Genomic DNA, 22,023 nt, shown 5'->3' on the forward strand with positions numbered 1-22,023 from the left:
CACCTACTTATTATTTGTACATAAGTTTAGGATACGTAAGATTACAATGTTCATAACCATTTCTCTGCAGTTTCCAATAATTCTTTCGTTGCTGTATGATGCAGATTAATTGGTGGTATCGAATCAATAAAATACTTGCCATATTTTGCAGTAATGATTCGTTCATCACAAACAAAGACGATACCACGATCATTACTAGCGCGTATTAATCGACCAAATCCTTGTTTAAAACGTATAACAGCATTTGGGATCGCTACAGACATAAATGAATTCTTTCCTGCTTTTTCATAATAGAATGCTTTTGCTTGGTAAACAGGATGATTAGGAGGCTGAAAGGGCAAACGCGCAATAACCACACACGATAGATCACTCCCAGGGATATCAATACCTTCCCAAAAAGAGTTTGTGCCTAACAATATTGCTCGATCAAACGTTTGAAAGTTCTTTTTTAAACGTGTTCGACTGCCACTTGAGATACCTTGTGCAATAAGCATGAAATCTTCTTGGTCCATTAAAGTTCGTAATAATTGATACGATTTTTTTAGCATATCATAGGAAGTAAACAGTACCAACATTCTTCCCTTGGTAACTTGAGCAAGAGATATAATCGCTTCACACATCGCATAAATAAAATCATCCATTTGATTATAACGAGCAGCCGGAAAATCACTTGGAACGAATAATTGCACTTGATCATGATAGGAGTATGGTGAATCTATTTTATATTCTAATACATCCTTATTTTTAAATCCTAATCGTTCTTTAAAAATGTGGAACGAGTTTTTCACTGTTATGGTTGCACTAGTCAACACACTACTTTCTAATTCATTAAATAATTCATTTTGTAGAATATCACCAATGTCAATTGGCTCTTGATATAAATATACTGCATTCTGCGCACCAGTCATTTCTATTTCAATCCATTTCACTTCTGTATCATGAAAAGGTTGTAAAAAGTAGGACCTTAGTTGATTCATTGTATCTTGTATTTGCTCTGAATGATACTTTAACGTTTCTATTAGATCGATTGAATAATTATATTGAATGAATACCTCTTTTACCTTCGACAAGATGTGAATTAAATCCTGGAAAAAGAAAATTAACCGTTCTGTCATATCTAAGATGACTTCCCACTTTGTTTCATTTTCATCAGAAAGGATATATTGACGCCTTCCAATATCGCTCATGCCTATTTGGTCCTCTTGCTTATTCTTTACATATTGAAATAACTGTCTAAATAGTAAGTCCAATTCTTCTTTTGTTGCTTGCCATGTTGTCTCCCATTTCAAACGATACAAAAGATCCGCTATATAATCATTTTTACTAGCTAACATTTTGATAAATCCTTCATTTATAGAGCCTACATTTTTTAATAACTGTTGAATCGATATATAATTAAGACGCAAACCAAAATGCTTTGAGGCAATTTCCTCCAGATGATGTGCCTCATCAATTATCAATTTTTTAAAAGGTGGTAATATCGATGTTTCATTGGTTACATTTGCACATACCAGGGCATGATTTGTAATAATAATATCAGCTTTTTGAGCATTTACCTTAGCCTTTAAAAAGAAAGAACGCGTAAACCAAGGAGAGCTAGCATCCAATGCACCTTCTGCTTCAGAAGAGACTGTTTTTGCAAACTGTTCTCCACTTGATGGCAAACTAAGTTCATCAAAATCACCAGCGTCTGTTTCTGTTAACCAAACTAAAAGGATGGCTTTTGTTAACGTAATATCATAGTTATCAAAGCCATTGGATTGCATGGATTGTTCAAATTTAGAAAGACTCAAATAATGCTGTTTTCCTTTAAGCATTACTGTTTGAAATGAAAAAGGCAAGGCTTGTTCCAGAAGTGGAATTTCTTTTTCAATCAATTGTCTTTGCAATTGTGTTAAATGTGTACTGATAACCACTCTTTCTTGATGCTTAACTGCTTGGTAAATCGTTGGTATTAGATAAGCTAATGACTTTCCGGTACCAGTCTCCGCTTCAAAAATGGCATGTTGTTTGGATTGTAAAGCATCATAAACAAGTGTTGCCATTTCATATTGACCGTTTCGTTTTTCATAATCCTTAATGAAGCTTTTAAAACCTAAAGGATGTTCAAATAATTGGTCAACTACTTCACCAAACGAAGGGATCTCTGGATTTGTAACAGAATGAATCATAGGTTGCTTTCTCAAGGCAAAGCCACGAAATATTTCTACTTTTTCCTGTTCTGTTGTCATCGTTGTTGAATAAAAGGTTAATTTATCTAATAACGTATATAGATCACTTTTTAATTTTGGCTCCAACTTTTTGAGTTGCGTGATTAATTCATAAGGTTGTTGAGCTAATTTTTCTAATAAAAAATGTAACAGATCAGTAGTAACAAGTGCATCAGATAAGGCTCGATGAGGTGCATCGTGTGTAAACATTAAATGTTTTGCTAAATGTTCCAATTTATAACTAGGAGCTTGAGGTAATAAAATACGCGACAATTCCACAGTATCTAAAATGGGAAGTTGTATTGGTCTTAAACCAACACGTTCAAACTCTGCATTTAAGAATCCTAAATCAAACGGAACGTTATGCGCCACAAAATAAGCATCTTCAAAAAATGGATAGATATCTTCTGCTACTTCATCAAAAAGCGGTGCATCTTCTACATCATCATTAGTGATGCCAGTTAATTTTGTAATAAACGGTTCAATGTCTATGTTAGGATTAATTAATGTTGCATATTGATCTGTAATTTTATTATTTTCTAATACAACCAAACCAATTTCAATCATTCTGTCACCATTACGAGGTGTATGACCTGTGGTTTCTAAGTCTACAATTACAAATTTGTTCAATCTACTCATCCTTAATTTGTATCTATACTATAAGTAAAACTCCTACCAAACAACTAGTTGATAAGAGTTTCACAATTTACATGGCTGTTAATGGCGGTTCTTGCTCAATCACTTCTACCACATCATTATCTTCATTCATAATAGCAACTTTAGGCTTGAAATTTTTTAATTCATCGTCAGAAAGGGAAGCGTAAGAAACAATAATGACAATATCATTCGGTTGTACCAGTCGAGCAGCAGCCCCATTTAAACATACGACCTTACTACCTCTTTCTCCTGGAATAACATAGGTCTCTAACCTTGCACCATTATTATTGTTTACAATTTGTACTTTTTCGTGCGGCAAAATCCCCACTTGATCAATAATATCTTGATCAAGTGTAATACTTCCTACATAATTCAAGTTTGCTTCTGTTACCCGAGCCCGATGGATTTTTGCTCTCATCATGGTACGGTACATAAAATAACCCCCTACAATGTTATGTGATCAATCTTACCATCCGCAGACATAATAAGATTATCAATTAACCTTGCCTTATCAAATTGTACAGCAATGGCAATAATAAATTGTTGATTTATTAAATCCATAGGCTGTAACGTTGGAAAAGTAAGGATTTCAACATAATCTATTGCCCCGCTTGTATTTGATTGAATATATTTTTTTACTTCATTCACTATAATAGCAGGATTATTTTCACCGTCAAATATTTTCTTTTGAGCCAAGTGCAAACTATGATAAAGTTGTACTGCTTCTTCTCGCTCACTTTCAGTTAAATAAACATTTCTACTACTCTTAGCTAACCCGTCTTTTTCTCTTACCGTTGGAACCATATGTAAAGTCAATGGAAAATTTAGATCTTTAATCATTTGATCTATTACAGCAACTTGTTGTGCATCTTTCCTACCAAAGTAGACATGATCGGGTTGCGTAACATGAAATAACTTGGTTAATACTGTGACAACACCCGAGAAGTGCCCAGGTCTAGATTTACCACAAAGTACGTCTACGCGATCAATTACAGTCATATTTACACCCAGTTTGTTGGGATACATCTCATCAACTGTTGGTAAGAATAAGTAATCCACACCATGTTCTTCCGCAATTTTCATATCACGCATCTCATCACGTGGATATTTATCAAAATCTTCATTCGGACCAAATTGTAACGGATTAACAAAAATACTCATAATAACAATACTATTTTGCTTTCTAGCTTGATCTACGAGTGCTGTATGTCCCTCATGTAAATAGCCCATTGTTGGAACAAATCCTATGGTGGATTGTTTTTGTTTTATTTTTTTCACTGTTTGTTGCATTTCTTGAATCGTTTTAATGACTTGCACTAGAATTCCTCCATCCCTAATGCTTGTCGCATCTCTGGCGAAAGAAAATAACTTTGTGCATCATTTGGAAATGTTGCTTGTTTCACTTCTGAGATGTATTGACTAATAGCAGTTGGTATATTTTCGTTTAGATTATCATATGTTTTAACAAACTTTGGCAAGCGATCCACACCATATTGTAAAATGTCATGGAAAACAAGTACTTGTCCATCACAATGTGAACCAGCGCCAATCCCGATGGTAGGTATATTTAATTGTTGTGTAATTCGACTTGCTACTTCTTTTGGAATACACTCTAATACAATACCGATTGCTCCACTAGCTTCTAAGGCCTTCGCATCTTGGATTAACCGCTCCACACTTTCCTTATCTTTTCCTTGAACACGAAACCCTCCTAATACATTAACCGACTGCGGTGTCAAGCCAATATGAGCAACAACTGGTACACCTGCGTGTGTTAATTTAGAAATGAGCTCTAAGGTTTCTGGTGTGGCACCCTCAACTTTTACTGCTTGTGCGTTTGTTTCTTGAAAGATCCTTCTGGCGTTTTTCATCGATTCTTCCACTGAAATGTGATAAGACATAAATGGCATATCGACCACTACAAATGTATTTGAAGCTCCTCTGGTTACTGCTTTTCCATGATGAATCATATCATCGACAGTAACTTGAATAGTAGAGTCGTATCCAAGTACCACCATACCTAAAGAATCGCCGACTAATATCATATCTACATCTGCCTTCTCAGCCATTTTAGCTGAAGGATAGTCATAGGCGGTAATCATCGTAATTTTATCATTGTTGTCTTTCATTTGTTGTAATGTTATTCTATTTTTCATTGTTTATCCTCCTTTTTACCAATCGATCTCAGCAGAATACAAAGAATGAACCTCACCATCTTTATCTTGCAATAATAAGGCACCGTCCTGGCCTATTCCTCTAATTATTCCTTCGCTTCTCGTATTTCCGCTTTGATAAGTAACGTGTTGATTCATTTTATATCCACGCTTTTCCCAACGCTTTTTAATCTCTGAAAAACCTGTTTCATTATACTGTTCATACTGTATTTCGAATGCGTGTAAAATGGATTGTATTAAATCCCGCTTAGAAAAAGATTGTGCAGCCGCTTCTCGTAAGGATGTCGCTTTTTGCCTAATCGCTGTATCAAATTGTTGTGTGGTCTGATTTACATTGATACCAATTCCAATAACAAGGTAATGAATCTGATCTTGTTCCGCTTGCATCTCGGTTAAGATACCAGCTATTTTTTTGTCATTTATAAATAGATCATTGGGCCATTTTATTTTTATGGAAAGGCCGGTTTTTTCCGTTAGAACATCAGCTAAAACGGTTCCCATTAAAAGTGTAAACTGGGCTGCCTGAGATGGTAATACAGTAGGTCGCAAAACAATACTCATCCATATACCATCATTGTGATCAGAATACCATGTTCGATTCATACGTCCTCTACCAGCTTCTTGCCTATCCGCTAACACTACCGTACCATGTTCACAACCACTTTGGGCTAATTGATTGGCCTTTGTTTGTGTTGAATCAATTTTTTCATGAAAATAAATCGATTTACCTAACCAGTTTGTCTCTAGACCCCAGCGTAATGTGTTTTCACTCAATTTGTCTGGCGTAGAAAGAATGCGATATCCCTTATTTGGGATTGCCTCAATTAGATAACCATCTTGCTTTAATACCTTCATCTGTTTCCAAACCGCTGTTCTTGATATGTTTAATTGATCAGAAATAGCTTGGCCTGATAAATAGGAATTACAATGATCTGATAATAATGCAATTATTCTATCTCGGGTGGATGCCATTTCATAACCCACTCCTTTATTTCCGTATAATTGTTTGCTAACTCATTGGCCACAATAGCGTATTCTATTTCATTTAGATATGTTTGTAGCCAAGGTCCCTTGGATCGGTTCGGATAGATATGAATTAAATCATTCCCAGAAAAATCAATCATTTGTCGATTTTTAATTGGCAGACTTGTCTCTACTTGGTTTAACTGATGGATGCTTATTTGTTCAGCTAACAAAACCTTTACCAATCGTATAAATGAATCATAGCGTTCGCTAGGTAGCTGGTACACTAACCAATTTGTCAGTCCAGCTTTTTTATATACATCCATAGCTTCAACCAGTTGGCTTGTTGCATGATAGGTTTGATTCGATTGTTTCCACTTTTTTATCATATCTTTTATACTAATAGCCGGATGAGTTAGCTTTATGTATGTAAAAACCTCATATAACCGGTTAAAAGGTGCTGATATGTTTCCTAAAATGGCTGAAACATCGGCTATTTCATTAAATACAGGAAGGTATCCCCATAAGTTCACTTCCGAGCATAATCCAATAGCCTCCATATAATAACCGCCCGCAAATAGTTTCTCTAATTCTTTTGCTAATCTTTCTACTGCAAGCGAATCAATCCAATCGATAGATGATTTTACGGCCATTAATGTGTCCGCTTCTATCGTGAAACCAAGTTGACTGACAAAACGAAAAGCTCGCATCATTCGCAAGGGGTCTTCCATAAATCGATCGGTTGGATTACCAACTGTTCGTATTTTTTTGTTGTGAATGTCTGTTTGCCCGTCAAATGGATCACGAATATCCCCATGTCTATCCATTGCTAATGCATTCATTGTAAAATCTCTTCTACTTAAATCCATATCTATATCAGTAATAAATGTCACTTGATCAGGATGGCGTTTATCTGAATAGCTTCCCTCTGAACGAAACGTAGTTACTTCAAAAGATTGACGGTCTTGCCTTACGATTACTGTCCCATGTTCGATTCCAACGGGAATAACTTTGGGAAAGAGTTCTTGAATAACCGCTGGTGACGCAGATGTAGCTATATCAACATCCGTTATTGATATAGCTAATATACAGTTCCGTACAGATCCACCAACAAAAAAAGCTTGGTACCCAGCCGATTCAATTTTTTCTAAGATTGGGAGTGCTTGTTTAAATTTAGAATCCCACATTCCCTTCCTCCTACAATAGTTCTTGATAAATAGATTCATACTGCTTAACAATGTGTTCTGCACTAAAATGCTGATTTACATGTTGTAATGCACCATTAGAAAAGCTCTTCCATTTTTCTTCATCGCTTAAGAGTGAAATTGCTTTATCAACAAGGCTTTTTATATCGCCAATTTCCATGATATAACCATTTTTTCCTTCTTCAATCACTTCTGGTATGCCACCAACATTTGTGCCGATACAAGGAACACCACATGCCATCGCTTCAATCATTACAAGTCCAAAGCTCTCTTTTTCAGATAATAGCAATTTAAGATCAGAAATAGATAATAATTCGGCAATATTATTTTGCTTACCCAAGAAAAGTACATTATTCTCTAATCCTAATTTATGTACTAATTGATACATTTCCGAATATTCAGGACCATCTCCAATTAACAATAGTTTAGATGGCAGGTGTTGATTTATCCTTTGAAAAGCATAAATCACGTCTTGGATTCGTTTCACCTTCCTAAAGTTAGAAATATGAATGATTACTTTTTCATTTGATTGAATATTGTATTGTTTGCGCAAATCATTATTTGGATGACGATAATATTCCTCTGTATCGATAAAATTATAGACAACATTTATTGGCTTTTCAACTGCCAACATATCTTTTGTTTGTTTCACAAGACTATGAGATACCGCTGTTACTGCATCTGATTTTTCTATCCCATATTTTATCATTTTTTTTAAACTATTATCGATACCTAGCACTGTAATATCGGTACCATGTAATGTAGTCACAATCTTCACTTCTCTATTTGCCATTTCCTTCGCCAGAATTGCACAGATTGCATGCGGTATTGCATAATGCACATGTAAAATATCCAACTCCTCGGTATCAATTACTTCTGCCATCTTATTAGCCAAGGCTAAGTCATATGGTGGATATTGGAATACAGGGTAATGATTCACTTCCACTTCATGAAAATATATATTAGAGTATAGATTATTTAACCGAAAAGGAACACTTGATGTGATAAAATGAATTTCATGTCCTTGTTTAGCTAGGAATTTGCCTAGTTCTGTAGCTACAATACCTGAACCCCCAACAGAGGGATAGCAAGTAATACCTATTTTTTTCATATAATACTCATCCTTCAATATCATTACGATTAATTAGATTTCTCCATTCAAAAAAACCAGCTTCTAATGCCCTAATTAAAATTTCTGCACCTGCTAAATTTGTTACTAGCGGTATTTGATGCACATCACACAAACGCATTAAAGCACTAATGTCTGGTTCATGTGGTTGAGCAGTTAACGGATCCCTAAAAAAGATAACTAAATCCATCTCATTATCAGCAATTTTTGCACCAATTTGCTGGTCACCACCTAATGGTCCAGATTGAAAACGAAAAACATCTAATCCTGTAGACTCACTAATTTTTTTTCCAGTTGTACCGGTTGCAAATAGTTGGTGTTTCGTCAAAATATGTTTATACGATAAAGCGAATTTAATAATCGCTTCTTTTTTCTTATCATGAGCAACAAGCGCGATATTCATAACAATTGCTCTCCTTCACTAATAAATTTTGTTAGCATTGTATTTTTACGATGGCTTATATATTATTCTAGAAGATTTTCAAGGCCATATACTAATAAATCTAATTTCATTACGTGGTCAATGGAAAACTTAATCCCTGACATAAAGGACTGCCGATGGAATGAATCATGCTTGATTGTAAGGTTCTCCCCTGGACCACCAAATATCACCTCTTGATGGGCGACCAAACCTGGCAAGCGGAGGCTATGTATATGCATTCCATCAACATCTGCTCCTCTTGCTCCTTTTATTGTTTCTTTTTCATCTGGATGACCTTGCACTTTACTTGTTCTTTCTTGTTGAATCAATTCTGCGGTTTTTACTGCTGTACCTGATGGCGCATCTAGCTTTTGATCATGGTGTTTTTCAATAATTTCAACGTCTGGAAAATATTTTGCTGCCCATTTGGAAAATTCCATCATCAATACTGCGCCAATTGCAAAGTTCGGCGCTATTACTGCCCCAACCTTTTTCTCATCAGCTAGATCTGTCAGTTCATTAAGTTGTTCTTTGGTAAACCCTGTTGTACCTACTACTGGACGAATACCATATTCAATCGCTGTCTTCGTATGGTTAAAACCAACCTCTGGCGTAGTTAAATCAATTAAGACATCTGCTTGAACCGCTTGAAAGCACGTATCAATATCTGTGTATATGGTTGCATCAAAGTTAGGCAGTCCCGCAATTTGGTTCACTTTTAACCCGTCGTTCTCCATGTCCAAGCACGCAACTAATGTAAGGTCATCATGCTTTTCAATCATTCTCAACGCTTCACTACCCATTCGTCCTCTTGGTCCCGCTACAATTACTTTTATGTCTTTCATTCCTTCACACTCCTACTCTTTTTTTGTCCATCTATTTTTATCTCTTGTTTCAATCTTATCCATAGATTTATTAAATGCTTCAGCTAAATCTATGTCTAACGAATTTGCAAAAGAAAGCATAACAAAGAATAAATCCCCAAGCTCTGCTTCAATTGAATTCTCGTCTTCACTTGATTTCTTTGGCTTTTCTCCGTATGTATGATTGACTTCTCTAGCTAGTTCCCCAATTTCTTCTGTAAATCGAGCAAGCATACTAAGTGGACTAAAGTACCCTTCTTTAAACTGGGAGATATAATTATCTACTCTTTGTTGCATTGCAACCACATCATTGTTAATATTTTTATTTTCAGCACACATGTTACTTACTCCTTTTATCATACCGTAGTGGATCATTTGCTACTTTAATGTTAGCGAAAACTACTGCTTTTGACAAATTTTTTAACCAATTTATTTTATAAAACTTTTTTTGAATCTTTAATTATATTGTTTCTAAACAAATGATTGTCTATAATAGTATGGATGTTTGTTAATTGGAGGGTAGTATAAATGAATTTATTCGGTTTAAAAATCAAGAACATTATTTTCATTTTATTTGGAGCAGCAATTTTTTCTTTCGGTATTGTTCACTTTAATATGCAGAACAATTTAGGTGAAGGTGGTTTTACTGGAATCACGCTGTTATTTTATTTTTTATGGGAATGGGACCCAGCAATATTAAATATCATACTTAATATTCCAACGTTTATTTTAGGTTGGAAATATCTAGGTAGGAATACATTTCTTTATACGATTATTGGAACATTTGCTGTTTCAATATTTTTATATCTGTTTCAGATAAATCCGTATCAGCTCCATTTAGAATCTGATATGACATTAGTTGCTTTATACGCTGGAGTGACTATTGGAGTTGGACTTGGTATTATTTTTCGTTATGGTGGCACAACTGGTGGAGTTGATATCATCGCACGCATTGTTTTTAAATATGTTGGCTGGAGTATGGGTAAAACGATGTTTTTATTTGATGCAGTTGTTATAGTGACTTCTATTTTAGCTTATTTGGAATTAAAGGAAGGAATGTACACATTAGTAGCAGTATACTTGGCTGCTCGAGTCATTGATTTTATTCAAGAAGGCGCATATTCCGCTAGAGGAACAACCATTATATCAAATGATAGTCATGCCATATCAGATAAGATAATACAAGAAATGGATCGTGGTGTGACAGTTTTACAAGGTAAAGGGCATTTTTCTGGAGAAAATAAGGAAGTCCTTTATTGTGTGGTTGGTCGGAATGAAATTGTTCGATTAAAAGCAATTGTTCACCAAATTGATCCACATGCATTTGTAGCTGTAACCGCAGTGCATGATGTTCTCGGTGAAGGCTTTACATTAGATGAGAACAAAAATCCGTATCCTGATTAAGTAGAAAAGGGACTGCAACAAAACGAACACCGCTGTGGAAATAAGCTCCCTTTCCGCAGGCACGGCTTCGGGCCCACAAGACGTGGGTCAGTTAGACGTTGTCACAGGACGTGACGGTTTTAGTCTAACATCTACGCTTTAAAGAGTGGATCTTCAGCTCGTGCTGTTCCTGCAGGACAAGGAACGCTTCGGCAGCGATGCATCGCACGAAGAAAATTGCTTTTTATTTTCGAGGAGTGTCGCATATTTCCACAGCTAATCATTAATTCCACTTAAATTAACAGGTTCTACGTCAAATGACGTTAGTGAGTTTTTTTACTCACCACCGTCATTTATTGTACAACCAAAAACCAAACCTTAATTCGCGTTCTCGAATTAAGGTTTGGTTTTTGATAATCACTATTTAGTTTTGTCCCAAGCTCTTTATATTTATTAATCATCACTTGCAACAAACATTAAGACAAATCGGATTAATTCGGCTACAGCTACCATTGCTGCTGCTACATAGGTTAATGCTGCTGCATTTAGAACTTTCTTTGTATCCCGTTCTTCGTTATTTCGAATCACGCCAGATGATACTAATTGTGCCATCGCGCGGTTAGATGCATCAAATTCTACAGGTAAGGTAACTAATTGGAATAATACAGCAAATCCCATAAATACGATACCTGCCATAATTAGACCACTAGCACCAAGTATAAAACCAGCTATAATTAAGAAAATGGACATCTTATCCCCTAAGCTAGCAATTGGAAATAAACTATGTCGAAAGCGTAAGAACGCATACGCTTGTTCATCTTGAATAGCGTGTCCTACTTCGTGTGCTGCAATAGCTGATGCTGCCATTGAATGACCATGGTAATTATCACGAGAGAGTCGAACTACTTTTTTACGAGGATCATAGTGATCAGAAAGCATCCCTCTCGTTTCTTCTATCTTCACGTGATATAGCCCATTATCATCTAAAATTTGTCTAGCAACTTGTGCACCAGTCATAAATGATGATGTTGCTTTTTTTGCATATTTTTTGTACGTATTTTTCACTTTAGATTGCGCCCATAATGGAACGATCATTAATAACGCAATATAAATTAGGTAAGAACCTAATCCCATCTCCATACCTCCATAAGTAACTTACTTTCTGTGCTTAAGGTCAATTTTAGTCAAAAACAAGCGCTTAGTCAACTAATAAGGTTGTTTTTGTTTTCGCTTTTTTTCCCCTTTATATTTTTTCCATGCAACATAAGACAATGTAATAATTATTATTCCTCCGACCATCAAAATAATCCAATAAAAAGAAAGCGGATCACCTTGTGCTGTCGTTGTATGAATATCAATTAATTGAGAATATTTAAAGACACTTTCTGTATCCTCTTTTATATTTAATGTTTCTTTGCCCAGGTTCGAAAATAAAAGGTCTAGCTGCTGAAATTCATCCTTATCTAAAGCAACCTGAAGCGCAGGTTTCAGCATTTCCCAATGCGTTAGGATATTATTTATTTTTTGTTGTGAGAAATCACCTGATGCCAAAACGGATTCCAGACTTTTGTCTAATGCTTGTTTACTTTTTACCAATAATGGATGATTGGGCTTCTCGATTGCATCTATAGCAATAACAAGTGATCTGGCATTATTTAGTTTGTAATTATGTGCAATATCACTTCGATTAATTATTTCTAAATTGTGACGAATTAATTCCTTTAAGACAGTTTGTTTCTCTCCATTTGCCGACTGCATTAACGCTTCTATTTCTGAAGTATGATTTTCTAGCCACTGTTCTGCTCTGTCATATCTTTTTTCAGACACGTATCGTTCATATGAATAAGAAACAGAAGAACTCTCCATAGCATTTGTTACAGCAACAAATCCAAGTCCAATCAGAGTTGTGGCAATGACGATAAAAATTAAACGATAAAATTGACTATTTAAATACCTATTCATAGAGATCCCCTTCTCTCATCAGTTCTTTAATAAATGTATGAGAAAAAGGACAAGCATATAACTAGTAATTCAATAAGTAATGAAAGTATTTTTACGTACACTTAAAAAATAGGTGAGACTTATCGCACAAACACTTAGCCAAAAGGTAAAATAACCAATTTCGTTCATATAAATATTTAAAGATCCGTAATGCGGCATCATCTCAAACACGTAATCAATCACGTCATTATGTAACGTCCAAATAGCGGCAACAAGCAAGTGTTTCATCTTAATTTTATAAAAAGGGGCATATAATAATCCTTGAATCGCCATCGCACCGTGTGAGACAATTAACATATAACCTGCCCATGAAAGGGTTCCATTAAAAATCAATAGTAAGAAATTCATCACAACAGCCCATATACCATATTTAACTAATGTTACCATGGCGAGTGCTTCAATATAGGGCACGTGACGTTTAAAAATAAAAAAAGCTAAAAAAATAGTAAAAAAGAGACTAGCAGTCGGACTATCAGGAACAAATAATAAGAACTTAGTTGGTGTTCCTGCTAATTGATCCCCATACCAAATATAACCATATATTGTCCCTAGTAAATTAACAAAAAACAAGATTAGCAAAAAGGTTTTATCTAGTAAAAGTTGTCTTAGATTAAGTATCATTGTATTCTCTCCACTCACAATAAGAAATCCCTGATAACAGTGTCACAGGGATCTTCTTTCATCTTTATTTAAGATTAGCATTTGTTTTAAAAATTAACAAGTGTCTTAATTATCAGACGGATAGGTTAGTCTTTGCAATTGATCAACGTATTGATGAAATAGCGTTTCATCTTTCCAATCCAATGCCTGGTTAATTTTCGCTTGCAAATACTTTTTTTGCGCTTGATATAAGGTATATTCTAGCACTTCTCTTGCTATTTCTTTTTCGCGTTTTGTAATAAAAAAATCATCGGGTAAATATGGATTATCTTCTAATACAGCCACATAATTAGCAGTTTGATGTGCATTTTCAAAGCTTAATTGAATATAAATTGGATCGCTTCGATTTAAGCGTATATCGTGAAATGATTTTTCCGCATCCGTTGTAACGATATGATTTTTATAGAAACGAAATGGAACGTCATTCGAGCAATGAGTTGATATGACGATACCTCTTGGACAATATCTGGCCTCACGAATAAAATGAACTTGAGAAAGTAGTGCATCATGATTGGTTAAATAATTTAAAATCCAAACACTTTCTCTCTTTTTTAATTGGTAATGTTGTAAAAACCATTTTATAAACGTTTTTTTATCTTGCACTGAAACAGACGTATTCAAATTGTTCCCTCCTAAACGAACAATAGGAAAGCAATACACAAGATGTTTATACTAAGTTAAGTTAAGTATCCCATTAAATCTCTAATCGTCAAATGTTTCTTTTAATCGTTCAACATATTCTTCTATTTCAATATCACTCGGGTCAATCATTAAGTATCTTTCAAATACTTCAATTGCTTCCTTACGCCTCCCTTCTTCTACAAGGAAATAACCATATTCTTTTAAGAAGTCCTGATCGTCTTTAAAGGTAGTATATGCTTCTTGGTAGGATTTTAATGCTTGTGCAAATGATTCTTCTTCTTCATATGCTTTAGCAAGTTCCCACAGGTAATAACCATCTTCTTCACCTAGTTCTATAATATGTGTAAGCAAATCAATTATTGCCAGAAAATTTTGATCTTGCTTATAATTTTGAACTAAAAATAGAACACCTTCTTTAAAACCTGGATCGATACTGACCGCTTCTTTGACGAATTGATAACCTTCATCCACATTACCCACTTTTCTAGCTAGTGAACCAGCTAATAAAAATAAGTCTTTATTTAATTCATCAACTGCTAGTCCATTTTTAGCCGTTTTATATGCTTCTTGTACCCTACCTTCTGTGTCATACGTTTCAGCTAAATAGAAATAGACAGATTGAAAATCGGGATCCATCTCAACAACTTGTTCCCATGCTTGGATCGCAATATCTGCTCGGTCTGCTTTTTTGGCGATAAAACCATAGCGGAACAATACTTCTACATTATCCGTTTCAATTTTTTCGTAGTATGCTAGTGCTTGTTCAAATTCACCTACTGCTGCTAAACATTCCCCTAAGCGAACTGGTATTTCTACTTCTGCATAGACTTCTTGTTGTTGATACACTTTTTCATAATACGGGATAGCCTTTTGATATTCTCCATTTGATAAGGCTAATTCACCTAGTGCAAAGTCGATCAATACTTCTGATGGGTCTAATTGCTTTGCTTCTAACAATTTTTGTTCTGACACCTCAAATAATCCTTGCGTCTGATATAAGTCAGCTAGTTGAACTAATACTGCTAAATAATCTTCGTCATTTGGATCAAAACGATTTAATAATTCAATTGCTTCTTGGTCTTCATCTAAATCAATATGAATATCGGCTAGCATTAACTTCAATTCCGACTCCTCTGGATATTGTTGTACCAAGCCTAATAGAATCATTTTTGCTTCTTCTAACATTCCCCATTGTTGATATAGTTCTGCAATTGTATATTTCTCTTCTTCATTAGCTAATGGTAAGTAACTTTCTAATACTTCAATTGCTTCTTCTGTCTTTTGCTCTTCCATAAGTGTAACGGCCCGAGATATTTCTTCCATTTATTAAGACATCCTTTCAAAATACTTTCCAATAACAAAATACAATATTTCTATCATATCTAACTTTTTTTCATACTTCAATTTTAATGCAAAAATTATATAGACCAAATAATAGTTAAAAAACACCTTTCTATTCAATTTTACATGGTTTGAATGAAAGGTGTTTCGTTTGATTATGTTTGTATGCTGGCTAAATCTTCAAAGAATGATGGATAAGAAATATTGATACATTCAGGATTAACCAAATGGGTATCATGCTTAGCAATTAAAGAAGCAATTGCAATCATCATCCCAATACGGTGATCACCAAATGAATTCACAACTCCTCCTGATATAGTAGAATTACCTTCAATAATCATGCCATCTTTTGTAGCATGTATGGAGGCTCCTAGTTCTTTAAGTGTATCTACGACGGATTGAATTCGATCTGATTCTTTATATCGTAGTTCTTCTGCATCACGAATAACCGTTTTTCCATTCGCTTGTGTAGCTAATAATGCCACAATAGGGATTTCATCAATCATTCGTGGAATAAGATCGCCGCCTATCTCGATTCCGTTTAGTTTCGATGACTCGATTGTAATCGAACCAATGATTTCTCCACCAATATGTCGTTCCTCTACAACTTCAATCGAAGCTCCCATGTTTCTTAAGACATCAATAATACCTGTTCGTGTATGATTTAATCCTACATCACGCAGTATCAATTTACTATTTGGTACCATTGCAGCAGCAACTAAGAAAAAGGCAGCAGAAGAAATATCACCCGGAACATCAATTGTCGTTCCTTTCAATTCTTGTTTAGGTGATACGGTAATGTTTTTTTGATTAATTGCTATGGTTCCACCAAATGCCTGCAGCATATTCTCCGTGTGGTCCCGAGTGGTTGTTGGTTCAATAACTGTTGTATCACCATCTCCAAAGAGCCCTGCTAGAAGCACGGCTGATTTAACTTGGGCACTTTTAACTGGTGGAATAAAAGTTATCGATTGTAAATCGCCACCTCTAATAGAGATAGGTAAATAGTTACCATTTTCACGGCCATCAATTTGTGCGCCCATTTGTCTTAACGGTCGTACCACGCGATCCATCGGGCGATTAGTAAGCGAACTATCACCAAACACGGTCGTATGAAAAGGCAGTCCTGCTAAAACACCTAACAATAATCGAGCAGTTGTACCAGAATTACCTAAATCAATTGGTTGTGTTGGTTCTTTCAAACCATTTACGCCTTCACTATCAATCATTACATGCTGCCCATCTTTTTGTATAGAAACTCCCATTGCTTTAAAAGCATCTATGGTTCGCAGACAATCTTCACCGTCTAAGAAATGAGATATAACCGTTCTTCCTTTAGATAGAGATCCAAAAATAATGGCACGGTGAGAGATTGATTTATCTCCTGGCACCGTTAGCTTCCCTTGTAACCCTGATTGAATAGATTGTAATAGCTTTTTAGTCAATACATCAAACCTCCCTTACTCTTGAAGCATGGTCTCATAACCATTTTTAATTAATAGACGATGGGCTTGTAATTGCTGCTCTTGTGTTACTAAGCTTAAACGAAGCACACCGGTAATACCTTCACGAATCTCTAAAATTTCAATATTCTTTATACTAATATCCTTTTCAGCCAATAAGGACACAACTTTTAATAAAGCTCCTGTTTGGTCAAAAATATCAACATACACATCGTAAAAAGAGGGAATAGCCCCTTTTTTCTTTGCATCTAAACCATCTCGATATTCTCGTGCTTGCTCTAAATAATGATACATGGATATTTTGTCATTGGTTACAAGAAGGTTTTGCAACTCTGTCATTTCGCTAATCCAATCACTCAATAATCGATTGATAATTTCTTTATTTTGAAAAAAAATATCCTGCCACATAGAGGGATTACTAGATGCAATACGTGTGATATCGCGAAAACCACCAGCAGCTAAATTGGGAATTCGATCATGCTTTTTTTGCCACTTTTTTGCTTGATGCACTAAAGACGATGCAATAAGATGTGGAAAATGAGAAATGACACTTGTCATCTCATCATGTTCTGTAGGATCTAATTCTAAAAATGAACATTTCGTTTCAGCTAATAATTGTTTTAATTCCTCTACTTGCTCCGTTTTCACGTCTGATTCAGGTGTAAGAATATATATAGCATTTTCAAATAAATGACCTTTTGCCGCTTGAATCCCTTTTTTATGAGAGCCAGCCATTGGGTGACCCCCAATAAATGTAATATTCGGCTGTTTAATTTCTTGTGCCGCTTGCATTATTGGTTGTTTTACAGAAGAGACATCTGTAATAATTAGCTGTTTGCTAACAGATACATGTTTTAGTTGATCAATCAATTGAATCGTTTTTGAAACAGGTGCAGCTAAAATACAAAAATCCGCATCGGATAAGGCTTCCGTGAAATTAGTAGTAACCTCATCGACGATACCATGTAATAACGCATAATCTAATGTTTTAGGATTCGTATCATAACCAATAAGTTTGGTATTTGACTGTTTTTTTATATTTATCGCTAAAGAACCACCTATTAAACCTAATCCGACAATGACTACTCTTTTACTCACGATTTTCCCTCATCTATCACTGGTCTAAGATACGTATCCATTAATTCTTGTAATTCTTTCATATCTTGCTCGTGCCCAATGGTAATACGAACCCCGTAAGGATGACCTAATGCTTCGCCTGATCGAACAATGAAACCTTTTGTTAGCAGATGTTCAAATAGCTCGTCTCCTGTAATTGGGAGCTTTACAAATACAAAATTAGCTTCAGAATCATAATAAGACAGTCCTAAATCCTCTAAAAAGGTTAAAAACTGTTTTTTGTTTGTTGTTGTTTTATTTACAGAATTCTGTAAAAATTCTCGATCTCTTAATGCGATCACAGCAGCCTGTTGTGCGACAGTCGTTGTATTAAATGGGCCTCTAGTAATATTAAGTAAGTTTGCAATTTCTTCTGTTGCGACACCATATCCTACACGTAATGCAGCAAGACCATAAGCTTTTGAAAAAGTCCTTAAAACAACTAGATTAGGATACTTATTAATCCATTTAATTGTCTCTGGTGCATCTGTTGCTGTAACGTATTCATAATACGCTTCATCTACAACGACTAATACATCTTCAGGGCAATTTGTCATAAAATATTCTAATGATGCATCCTTTATCAGACAGCCAGTTGGATTGTTTGGCGTACAGAGCCATACCACTTTTGTATTAGAATCAATTGCTTGGAGCATTGCTTCTAAATCATGATATCCATCTATAACAGGTACTTCTTTTACAGTAGCCCCCTGTATGAGCGCATTATGCTTATATTGCGGGAACGTTGGATTGGCAATAACTGTATTCGTTCCTGGCTCTAAAAAAGTGCGACAGATCATATCAACTACCTCATCAGAACCACATCCAAATACAAGCTGATCTTTTTCTACATTTAAGTTTTCCGTTAACTCCTCACGTAACTGGGTAGCATAACCATCAGGATACAACTCAAAATGCGTCGCTAAAGTTGGTAATGCACTTTTAACTTTATCTGAATAACCAAAAGGATTTTCATTCGATGCCAATTTAATAATACGACTTAGTCCATATTCTTTTTTAACATCCTCTATTTGCTTTCCTGGTTTATAAGGCTTCATTTGTTTTAATACTTCTTTACCGTTCATAGAAAACGCTCCAATCACTCATTCATTAAATCAGGTCTTAATTTTTTTGCTTCGTGATGATATATATGTTGAATTTCTGATTGTTTGGTAGTGGTATTAACCGTTATCATTACCCGAATACAATTATCTAAGCTTCCAGGTACGTCAATTTCTTGCATACACATGACTGGTACATAATTCCACCCTTCAAGTTCACGTATCGATTTTGCTGGAAAAGCTGCATTTAATTCTGCCGTTACAGAAACAAAAACAGATGCTACATTTTCAGGAATAATGTTATTTTTATCTATCATGTCTTTTACAAGCACAGCAGTATTGTTTAGTATTTCGCTTTTCTCATTTGTGGTTACTGTTGTTGCACCTCGTACTCCACGTATCACTTTTCCACCAACTCTCGCATGAATTTTTCTAATAGATAGGCTAAATCACGATCATCGACCGATGTTACAGTAGGCTCACCTAGTGATTTTAACAGTACCATCTGAATGCTTTGATTTTTAGTTTTTTTATCTTTTTTCATCCGTTTAATTAGCTTAGTAATAGGTACAGAAGGCAAATTGGTTGGAAATTGATTTTTCTTAATCCAAGTAAATAGTTCATCATAAGGTAATGAAACATTATATGTGTATGAACTAACACGAAATGCAAATAGCATCCCTATCGCTACAGCCTCACCATGCGTGATTTCTCCATAGCCAAGCTCTGCTTCAAGCGCATGCCCCAATGTGTGCCCAAAATTCAAATATTGACGAATATTCGTCTCTCTCTCGTCTTCTTCGACAATTTTTGCTTTTACTGAAATGCCTTTTACTAAGTGTTTCATTAAATCCTCATCATATAGCGGTTTAGTAACATTTACAGTCTTCATTTCATCCCAAAAAGAAGGGGTATGAATGAGGCTATGTTTGACAATTTCAGCATAACCTGAACGCAATTCCATCAAAGGTATCGTGTGTAATGTTTCCACATCATAGATAACTGCTTGTGGTGGGTGAAAATTACCAATTAAATTCTTTCCTTCTGGATGGTTAACGGCTACCTTGCCTCCAACACTACTATCGTGTGCTAAAACAGTAGTAGGCATCTGTATGTAATCTATTCCACGCATAAATGTAGATGCAACAAATCCAGCAAGGTCTCCAACCATCCCTCCACCAAGCGCAATAATTAACCCTTGACGATCTAACCCGCACTGAATGGCTTGTGTGATAATATCAAAGTAGACGCGAATACTCTTAGAGCTTTCTCCAGCTGGAACAATCGTATAATTGACAGTATTCGCTTTCTGCAGTGTAGATACCACATCATCCAAATAGAGAGCTTCGACATTACTATCCGTAATAATAAAAATACTGCTATACTTTTTTTTAATAAAATCATTCACTTTAAATCTTATTTGCTTATCGATAGAAACCTGATAGCTATTCGTACTTGTTTGAACAGAAATTACTTCCATTAAAAGCACCTTATTTCTTCACGATAATCTTCCACTGCTTTTTGTAATTTTGGAAATTGATCATGTGGAAATTGTTCAAGTAAAGCTTTTGCAACTTCAAATGCTACTACATGCTCCATCACAACAGCAGCAGCAGGTACAGCACATGAATCAGATCGTTCAATGCTTGCATTAAATACTTCTTTTGTTTCAATATCTACACTTTGTAATGGCTTGTACAATGTCGGAATAGGTTTCATAACACCCTTTACAATGATTGGCATACCGGTTGTCATTCCACCTTCAAAGCCACCAAGACGATTTGTTTTTCGATAGTATCCTTTATCTGCTTCCCAAGCAATTTCATCATGTACTTGACTTCCATTTTTTCTTGCTGCCTCAAAGCCAATTCCAAATTCTACACCTTTAAAGGCATTAATACTTTGAACGGCACCAGCTATTCTACCATCCAATTTCCGATCATAATGAACATAAGATCCGATACCCGCAGGCATTCCTTTAACGAATACTTCGCAAACCCCACCAATAGAATCACCGTCTTTTTTGGCTTGATCAATGGCATCCATCATTTGTTGACCTGCCTCTTCATCTAAACAACGCACTGGTGAAGCTTCTGAGATATCTATTCTTTCTTTAACGGAATAATCTGTTTCTTTGGCTTTAATACCGGCTATTTCATTAACATACCCTACGATTTCGATTCCTAAATGATGAAGTAATGTTTTAGCAACCGCTCCAGCAGCAACTCGTGCAGCGGTTTCTCTAGCAGATGATCTCTCTAATATATTTCGCATATCTCTATGTCCGTATTTCATTGCTCCATTTAGATCAGCATGTCCCGGTCTTGGTCGAGTAACCTTTCTCCGGATATCCTTATCTGGATCAATTGGATCTTCGCCCATAATGTCTTCCCAATGTTTAAAATCATCATTGTGAACAACCATCGCAATTGGTGAGCCTAGCGTATATCCATGCCTAACTCCTCCAGCAATATCTACTAAATCTTTCTCTATCTGCATTCGTTTTCCACGACCATGCCCTTTTTGGCGTCTTATTAGTGATTCATTAATGTTCTCTGTTGTTAATGGCATTAAAGCAGGAATACCTTCAACAATTGTCGTTAACTGTTTTCCATGCGATTCTCCCGCTGTTAAATAACGCATTAAAATCCCCCCAGTTTATTTCAATTTTGTATTACTATATCATACCTTTACGAATCTGTGTGAAGCAAATTGATAGATTATTCTATTTTTT

The 22,023-nt window shown here is 35.4% G+C and carries 22 protein-coding genes; 1 reads left to right on the top strand and 21 read right to left on the bottom strand.

Features of this window, described 5'->3' with window-relative positions:
- Positions 1 to 50: 50 nt before the first annotated feature.
- The 10 genes from dinG to BN1058_RS04500 all read right to left on the bottom strand — a co-directional run bounded on the left by dinG (position 51) and on the right by BN1058_RS04500 (position 9,961).
- Positions 51 to 2,840, bottom strand: coding sequence for an ATP-dependent DNA helicase DinG (gene dinG, locus BN1058_RS04455; protein ID WP_090853434.1), 2,790 nt, complete (start codon positions 2,838 to 2,840; stop codon positions 51 to 53).
- A gap of 76 nt (positions 2,841 to 2,916) precedes the next feature.
- On the bottom strand, positions 2,917 to 3,300 hold the full coding sequence (gene panD / locus BN1058_RS04460; protein ID WP_090853437.1) for an aspartate 1-decarboxylase: 384 nt from the start codon (positions 3,298 to 3,300) through the stop codon (positions 2,917 to 2,919).
- An 11-nt stretch (positions 3,301 to 3,311) separates the two neighbouring features.
- A complete protein-coding gene (gene panC, locus BN1058_RS04465; protein ID WP_090853440.1) occupies positions 3,312 to 4,184 on the bottom strand; it encodes a pantoate--beta-alanine ligase in 873 nt (290 codons plus the stop codon).
- Positions 4,184 to 5,023, bottom strand: coding sequence for a 3-methyl-2-oxobutanoate hydroxymethyltransferase (gene panB / locus BN1058_RS04470; RefSeq protein ID WP_090853443.1), 840 nt, complete (start codon positions 5,021 to 5,023; stop codon positions 4,184 to 4,186). The genes panC and panB overlap by 1 nt, the downstream gene beginning before the upstream one ends.
- A 15-nt stretch (positions 5,024 to 5,038) precedes the next feature.
- Positions 5,039 to 6,013, bottom strand: a complete 975-nt coding sequence (locus BN1058_RS04475; protein ID WP_090853446.1) for a biotin--[acetyl-CoA-carboxylase] ligase — start codon at positions 6,011 to 6,013, stop codon at positions 5,039 to 5,041.
- Positions 5,989 to 7,191, bottom strand: a complete 1,203-nt coding sequence (locus tag BN1058_RS04480) for a CCA tRNA nucleotidyltransferase (protein WP_176694445.1) — start codon at positions 7,189 to 7,191, stop codon at positions 5,989 to 5,991. The genes BN1058_RS04475 and BN1058_RS04480 overlap by 25 nt, the downstream gene beginning before the upstream one ends.
- 10 nt (positions 7,192 to 7,201) lie before the next feature.
- Positions 7,202 to 8,320 (bottom strand): N-acetyl-alpha-D-glucosaminyl L-malate synthase BshA, encoded by a 1,119-nt coding sequence (gene bshA / locus BN1058_RS04485; protein WP_090853451.1) that lies wholly within the window; start codon positions 8,318 to 8,320, stop codon positions 7,202 to 7,204.
- Between the two features lie 7 nt (positions 8,321 to 8,327).
- On the bottom strand, positions 8,328 to 8,741 hold the full coding sequence (gene mgsA / locus BN1058_RS04490) for a methylglyoxal synthase (protein ID WP_090853454.1): 414 nt from the start codon (positions 8,739 to 8,741) through the stop codon (positions 8,328 to 8,330).
- A gap of 62 nt (positions 8,742 to 8,803) precedes the next feature.
- Positions 8,804 to 9,604: a 4-hydroxy-tetrahydrodipicolinate reductase gene (gene dapB / locus BN1058_RS04495; protein WP_090853457.1), complete on the bottom strand. Its 801-nt coding sequence runs from the start codon at positions 9,602 to 9,604 to the stop codon at positions 8,804 to 8,806.
- Between the two features lie 12 nt (positions 9,605 to 9,616).
- Entirely contained in the window at positions 9,617 to 9,961 is a 345-nt protein-coding gene (locus BN1058_RS04500; RefSeq protein ID WP_090853459.1) for a nucleotide pyrophosphohydrolase, read from the bottom strand.
- Between the two features lie 189 nt (positions 9,962 to 10,150).
- On the opposite strand from BN1058_RS04500, the gene BN1058_RS04505 reads away from it, so the two are divergent.
- Positions 10,151 to 11,026 (top strand): YitT family protein, encoded by an 876-nt coding sequence (locus BN1058_RS04505; RefSeq protein ID WP_090853462.1) that lies wholly within the window; start codon positions 10,151 to 10,153, stop codon positions 11,024 to 11,026.
- A 432-nt stretch (positions 11,027 to 11,458) separates the two neighbouring features.
- Here BN1058_RS04505 and BN1058_RS04510 read toward each other — a convergent pair whose 3' ends face one another.
- The 11 genes from BN1058_RS04510 to aroC form a co-directional block, all read right to left on the bottom strand.
- Positions 11,459 to 12,139, bottom strand: a complete 681-nt coding sequence (locus BN1058_RS04510) for a zinc metallopeptidase (protein ID WP_090853465.1) — start codon at positions 12,137 to 12,139, stop codon at positions 11,459 to 11,461.
- A gap of 72 nt (positions 12,140 to 12,211) precedes the next feature.
- Positions 12,212 to 12,967, bottom strand: coding sequence for a sporulation protein YpjB (locus tag BN1058_RS04515; RefSeq protein WP_090853468.1), 756 nt, complete (start codon positions 12,965 to 12,967; stop codon positions 12,212 to 12,214).
- 69 nt (positions 12,968 to 13,036) lie between these two features.
- Positions 13,037 to 13,627, bottom strand: coding sequence for a lipoprotein heptaprenylglyceryl N-acetyltransferase LhaT (locus tag BN1058_RS04520; protein WP_090853471.1), 591 nt, complete (start codon positions 13,625 to 13,627; stop codon positions 13,037 to 13,039).
- Positions 13,628 to 13,732: 105 nt separating this feature from the next.
- The gene (locus tag BN1058_RS04525) at positions 13,733 to 14,287 is read right to left on the bottom strand and encodes a ReoY family proteolytic degradation factor (RefSeq protein ID WP_090853474.1); all 555 of its coding nucleotides are present in this window, start codon (positions 14,285 to 14,287) and stop codon (positions 13,733 to 13,735) included.
- An 81-nt stretch (positions 14,288 to 14,368) separates the two neighbouring features.
- Positions 14,369 to 15,631, bottom strand: coding sequence for a tetratricopeptide repeat protein (locus tag BN1058_RS04530; RefSeq protein ID WP_090853477.1), 1,263 nt, complete (start codon positions 15,629 to 15,631; stop codon positions 14,369 to 14,371).
- 173 nt (positions 15,632 to 15,804) lie between these two features.
- Positions 15,805 to 17,094 carry a 3-phosphoshikimate 1-carboxyvinyltransferase gene (aroA, locus tag BN1058_RS04535; protein WP_090853480.1) on the bottom strand — a complete coding sequence of 430 codons (1,290 nt, stop codon included), beginning with the start codon at positions 17,092 to 17,094 and terminating at the stop codon, positions 15,805 to 15,807.
- A 15-nt stretch (positions 17,095 to 17,109) separates the two neighbouring features.
- Positions 17,110 to 18,210: a prephenate dehydrogenase gene (locus BN1058_RS04540; protein WP_176694446.1), complete on the bottom strand. Its 1,101-nt coding sequence runs from the start codon at positions 18,208 to 18,210 to the stop codon at positions 17,110 to 17,112.
- Positions 18,207 to 19,313 carry a histidinol-phosphate transaminase gene (hisC, locus tag BN1058_RS04545; RefSeq protein WP_090853486.1) on the bottom strand — a complete coding sequence of 369 codons (1,107 nt, stop codon included), beginning with the start codon at positions 19,311 to 19,313 and terminating at the stop codon, positions 18,207 to 18,209. Before hisC ends, BN1058_RS04540 begins: the two co-directional genes overlap by 4 nt.
- 14 nt (positions 19,314 to 19,327) lie before the next feature.
- Positions 19,328 to 19,693, bottom strand: a complete 366-nt coding sequence (aroH, locus tag BN1058_RS04550) for a chorismate mutase (protein ID WP_090853489.1) — start codon at positions 19,691 to 19,693, stop codon at positions 19,328 to 19,330.
- Positions 19,690 to 20,769: a 3-dehydroquinate synthase gene (gene aroB, locus BN1058_RS04555; RefSeq protein ID WP_090853491.1), complete on the bottom strand. Its 1,080-nt coding sequence runs from the start codon at positions 20,767 to 20,769 to the stop codon at positions 19,690 to 19,692. Before aroB ends, aroH begins: the two co-directional genes overlap by 4 nt.
- Entirely contained in the window at positions 20,769 to 21,932 is a 1,164-nt protein-coding gene (gene aroC / locus BN1058_RS04560; RefSeq protein ID WP_090853495.1) for a chorismate synthase, read from the bottom strand. Before aroC ends, aroB begins: the two co-directional genes overlap by 1 nt.
- Positions 21,933 to 22,023 lie beyond the last annotated feature (91 nt).

The sequence above is a fragment of the Paraliobacillus sp. PM-2 genome (assembly GCF_001368815.1).
In the GTDB taxonomy this organism is placed as follows: Bacteria; Bacillota; Bacilli; order Bacillales; family Amphibacillaceae; genus Paraliobacillus.

What these genes read in the sequence shown, in the direction of transcription:
- mgsA (WP_090853454.1), bottom strand. Translation starts at nt 8,741, where the DNA reads ATGAATATCGCGCTTGTTGCTCATGATAAGAAAAAAGAAGCGATTATT.
- panD (WP_090853437.1), bottom strand. Translation starts at nt 3,300, where the DNA reads ATGTACCGTACCATGATGAGAGCAAAAATCCATCGGGCTCGGGTAACA.
- BN1058_RS04475 (WP_090853446.1), bottom strand. Translation starts at nt 6,013, where the DNA reads ATGGCATCCACCCGAGATAGAATAATTGCATTATTATCAGATCATTGT.
- dapB (WP_090853457.1), bottom strand. Translation starts at nt 9,604, where the DNA reads ATGAAAGACATAAAAGTAATTGTAGCGGGACCAAGAGGACGAATGGGT.
- BN1058_RS04515 (WP_090853468.1), bottom strand. Translation starts at nt 12,967, where the DNA reads ATGAATAGGTATTTAAATAGTCAATTTTATCGTTTAATTTTTATCGTC.
- bshA (WP_090853451.1), bottom strand. Translation starts at nt 8,320, where the DNA reads ATGAAAAAAATAGGTATTACTTGCTATCCCTCTGTTGGGGGTTCAGGT.
- BN1058_RS04520 (WP_090853471.1), bottom strand. Translation starts at nt 13,627, where the DNA reads ATGATACTTAATCTAAGACAACTTTTACTAGATAAAACCTTTTTGCTA.
- BN1058_RS04510 (WP_090853465.1), bottom strand. Translation starts at nt 12,139, where the DNA reads ATGGGATTAGGTTCTTACCTAATTTATATTGCGTTATTAATGATCGTT.
- hisC (WP_090853486.1), bottom strand. Translation starts at nt 19,313, where the DNA reads ATGAACGGTAAAGAAGTATTAAAACAAATGAAGCCTTATAAACCAGGA.
- aroC (WP_090853495.1), bottom strand. Translation starts at nt 21,932, where the DNA reads ATGCGTTATTTAACAGCGGGAGAATCGCATGGAAAACAGTTAACGACA.
- BN1058_RS04500 (WP_090853459.1), bottom strand. Translation starts at nt 9,961, where the DNA reads ATGTGTGCTGAAAATAAAAATATTAACAATGATGTGGTTGCAATGCAA.
- aroB (WP_090853491.1), bottom strand. Translation starts at nt 20,769, where the DNA reads ATGGAAGTAATTTCTGTTCAAACAAGTACGAATAGCTATCAGGTTTCT.
- BN1058_RS04530 (WP_090853477.1), bottom strand. Translation starts at nt 15,631, where the DNA reads ATGGAAGAAATATCTCGGGCCGTTACACTTATGGAAGAGCAAAAGACA.
- BN1058_RS04480 (WP_176694445.1), bottom strand. Translation starts at nt 7,191, where the DNA reads ATGTGGGATTCTAAATTTAAACAAGCACTCCCAATCTTAGAAAAAATT.
- panB (WP_090853443.1), bottom strand. Translation starts at nt 5,023, where the DNA reads ATGAAAAATAGAATAACATTACAACAAATGAAAGACAACAATGATAAA.
- BN1058_RS04505 (WP_090853462.1), top strand. Translation starts at nt 10,151, where the DNA reads ATGAATTTATTCGGTTTAAAAATCAAGAACATTATTTTCATTTTATTT.